Genomic DNA, 3,082 nt, shown 5'->3' with positions numbered 1-3,082 from the left:
GGTGAGGTGTCCGAGTGGCTGAAGGAGCACGCCTGGAAAGTGTGTATACGGCAACGTATCGGGGGTTCGAATCCCCCCCTCACCGCCATATTTAATGAGAGTGCCCAGTTAATAGCTGGGCATTTTTATTTGTATTTTCTGCCCGACAAGGGGGGATGAGAACCGCCGATTGGGGGTTCGACAACGAGCTTCAGCTCGTTGGACAGACCGAACGCTCGCGGACGGGCTGCCCGAAGGGTGAGCGCAGCGAATCAATCCCCCCCTCACCGCCATATTTAATGAGAGTGCCCAGTTAACAGCTGGGCATTTTTATTTGCATTTTCTGCCCGACAAGGGGGGATGAGAACCGCCGACTGGGGGTTCGACTGAACGGCAAGACAGCCGTGCAGCATGGACAGCGGCCACCCGAGGGGGAGGCACACGAATGTGCCGAATGATATCCCCCCCTCATCGCCATATTTGAAAAAAAGCTCGTATGAAAGTACGGGCTTTTTTTTGCCTGTGGCACTGTCTGTGGGGGGATGAGAACCGCCGATTGAGGGGCTCGCACGGAACACGACATTCACGCGCCCTTTAAATCTGATAATCAATCGCCGTCTCTTCCGGCTCCATCACCTGGCGCTTAATTTCATCCACGGATAACCCGGCGTTGCACAGTTCCAGGAAACGCCACACATAGTTGCGCTGTAGCTGGCCTCGCTTCAGACCGAGCCATACCGTATTGGCATCAAAGAGGTGGTGTGTGTCCAGCCGGGTGAAGCGGCCTGACTCTTGCCCGTCGGCGGATTGTTCCGCGACCAGCCCAATGCCCAGGCCAAGTTCAACGTAGGTTTTGATCACGTCAGAATCCTGTGCGCTCAGGACGATGTCCGGCACCAGCCCTTTTCGGTTGAAGGCCTCGTCTATACGCGAGCGCCCGGTGATCCCCTGGCGATAGGTAATCAGCGGCCAGCGCGCAATGGCTTCCAGCGTCAGCGGCAGCGTCTGCGACAGAGGATGCCCTTCTGGCACTAAGAGATTGTGATGCCAGCGAAACCACGGAAAGGCCACCAGCGCAGGGTCGTTACTCAGACGTTCGCTGGCGATACCGACATCGGCTCCACCGTTGTGCAATAGCGCTTCAATTTCCTGTGGCGTGCCCTGAATCAGCTCCAGGCGGACGTCTTTAAACAACTCGCGGAAGGCCTTAATCACCGGCGGCAGGCTGTAACGCGCCTGGGTATGCGTGGTGGCTATCGTCAGCACCCCGGTTGCATCATTGGTAAAGAGATCGGCAAGGCGACGGACGTTGCTCGCCTCATTGAGGATGCGCTCGGCAATCACCAGCAGCGCCTTGCCGGGCTCGGTCATGCCCAACAGACGTTTGCCGCGACGGATAAAGATCTCAATCCCCAGCTCTTCTTCCAGCTCGCGGATATGGCGACTGACGCCGGACTGCGAGGTATAAAGCATATTGGCGACCTCGGTCAGGTTGTAATCCTGCCGCGCCGCCTCACGAATAATTTTCAGTTGCTGGAAATTCACCTTTCCTCCAGGGCCTTCAGACATAACGCTATTGTTAGAGTCTGCGGCTCTGGCGAACAAATAATAAAAACCAGCAACTTATTCCTTTAGGGTATATATCAACTCACCAGCAGCAGTTCACGATTCTCAAGCGTCGGACGGCTGACCAGGGAAAGCAGGATCTCCTTCACTGCCTGCGCCTGTGGCGACAGCGAGCCGCGGGCCGACATGTTCAGCGACAGCGGCAGGCTCATTGAAGGCGTGGTGATCCGCGCCATCCAGCCATTCGCCGTGGCGCACAGTGAACGGGCAGCGGATTCCGGCAGCACCGTCACACCCATCCCGCTGGCAATGGCGGCGGTCAGCGTGGAGATAGACTCAATTTCGCCGATGATTTTTGCCGTCAGGCGACGTAAAGAGAAGGCTTCATCGACGCGCGCCCGCACGGCGCTGTAATCACGCGGCAGGAACAAATTCATTTCCGCCACCGCCAGCAGATCGACGCTCTGCCCCGGGCAGTCTCGCGTGCCAACCAACCATAAGTCCTCTTTCAGCAACTGCTGGCTGGTGATCCCTGCAACGGGTGAGCGCTCATACAGCACCGCCATATCAAGCTGACCGCTCAGCAACTTATCGTTCAGAACGGTACCGCTGTTTTCATGTAAATAGACGGTGACTTCCGGAAGTTCATTCCGCACGGCCTGAAGAAGCGGCATGGTGATTGAAGAAGCTGCGGTGCCAGGCGCAAGCCCGATTGACACCTGCCCGCTCAGCGTCTGGCCGATATTGCCGACCGCCAGCTGTGCCTGTTCGCACTGACGCAAAATGGTCCGCGCATGGGTATAGAGGATTTTTCCGGCTTCCGTCGGCGTCACGCCCCGCTTGGTGCGGATCAGGAGCTGCTGATCCATTTCGCCTTCCAGCGTCGCCACCTGCTGGCTTAACGCAGGCTGCGCAATGTGCAACACCTCGGCGGCCTGGGTCAGGCTGCCGATATCGACGATTTTCACGAAGTATTTCAGTCGTCTTAAGTTCATTTTGCCTCCGGTTCGGGATGCCAGTGCCACTGCTGGCGATTCAGTTATCGGAGGAGTTGCAATATGCTTGCCAGTTTTTGACCAGACGGACAAAACGGCCACACAGGCCGCAAAATAAGAGATGCTAATAATATCGACACTTTTAGTAACCGGTCAGCAGGTTAGGCTATGCCCCATCAGGGAGAATGCTGCACCAGTGCAGTGCGAACCGTGCTTATTATCAGCAAACGATGCCAAATTGCTGAAATTGTCAGCAGTTAAACACATCCTGTGAAGAGAGGCTTTGACATGGCGGCCGGGCATCGCTAATATGCGCCCCGTTCACACGATTCCTCTGTAGTTCAGTCGGTAGAACGGCGGACTGTTAATCCGTATGTCACTGGTTCGAGTCCAGTCAGAGGAGCCAACTTTTGATACTGTCAGTCTTCTGATGTATCAGTGAACAATACAATATGGTGAGGTGTCCGAGTGGCTGAAGGAGCACGCCTGGAAAGTGTGTATACGGCAACGTATCGGGGGTTCGAATCCCCCCCTCACCGCCA

At 56.2% G+C, this 3,082-nt stretch carries 2 protein-coding genes, 3 tRNA genes and 1 other RNA gene; 4 read left to right on the top strand and 2 right to left on the bottom strand.

Annotated features, from left to right (window positions below):
* Both CRO87_RS22205 and CRO87_RS22200 read left to right on the top strand, forming a co-directional pair.
* Window positions 1-88 (top strand) — tRNA-Ser (locus tag CRO87_RS22205).
* Window positions 89-134: 46 nt separating this feature from the next.
* A non-coding RNA gene (locus CRO87_RS22200) (RtT sRNA) lies at window positions 135-272 on the top strand.
* A 301-nt stretch (window positions 273-573) separates the two neighbouring features.
* Here the strand turns inward: CRO87_RS22200 and cbl are convergent.
* Both cbl and nac read right to left on the bottom strand, forming a co-directional pair.
* Entirely contained in the window at window positions 574-1,524 is a 951-nt protein-coding gene (gene cbl / locus CRO87_RS22195) for an HTH-type transcriptional regulator Cbl (RefSeq protein ID WP_097165050.1), read from the bottom strand.
* A gap of 98 nt (window positions 1,525-1,622) precedes the next feature.
* On the bottom strand, window positions 1,623-2,540 hold the full coding sequence (gene nac, locus CRO87_RS22190; RefSeq protein WP_097165049.1) for a nitrogen assimilation transcriptional regulator NAC: 918 nt from the start codon (window positions 2,538-2,540) through the stop codon (window positions 1,623-1,625).
* 330 nt (window positions 2,541-2,870) lie between these two features.
* On the opposite strand from nac, the gene CRO87_RS22185 reads away from it, so the two are divergent.
* Both CRO87_RS22185 and CRO87_RS22180 read left to right on the top strand, forming a co-directional pair.
* Window positions 2,871-2,946, top strand: a tRNA-Asn gene (locus CRO87_RS22185).
* Window positions 2,947-2,994: 48 nt separating this feature from the next.
* A tRNA-Ser gene (locus CRO87_RS22180) sits at window positions 2,995-3,082 on the top strand.

Origin of the sequence: Enterobacter sp. CC120223-11 (assembly GCF_900215375.1) — a bacterium.
Classification (GTDB): domain Bacteria; phylum Pseudomonadota; class Gammaproteobacteria; order Enterobacterales; family Enterobacteriaceae; genus Scandinavium.
The sequence above is the reverse complement of the archived record's forward strand: the minus strand, read 5'-3'. Positions and strand labels throughout refer to the sequence as shown.

What these genes read in the sequence shown, in the direction of transcription:
- nac (WP_097165049.1), bottom strand. Translation starts at nt 2,540, where the DNA reads ATGAACTTAAGACGACTGAAATACTTCGTGAAAATCGTCGATATCGGC.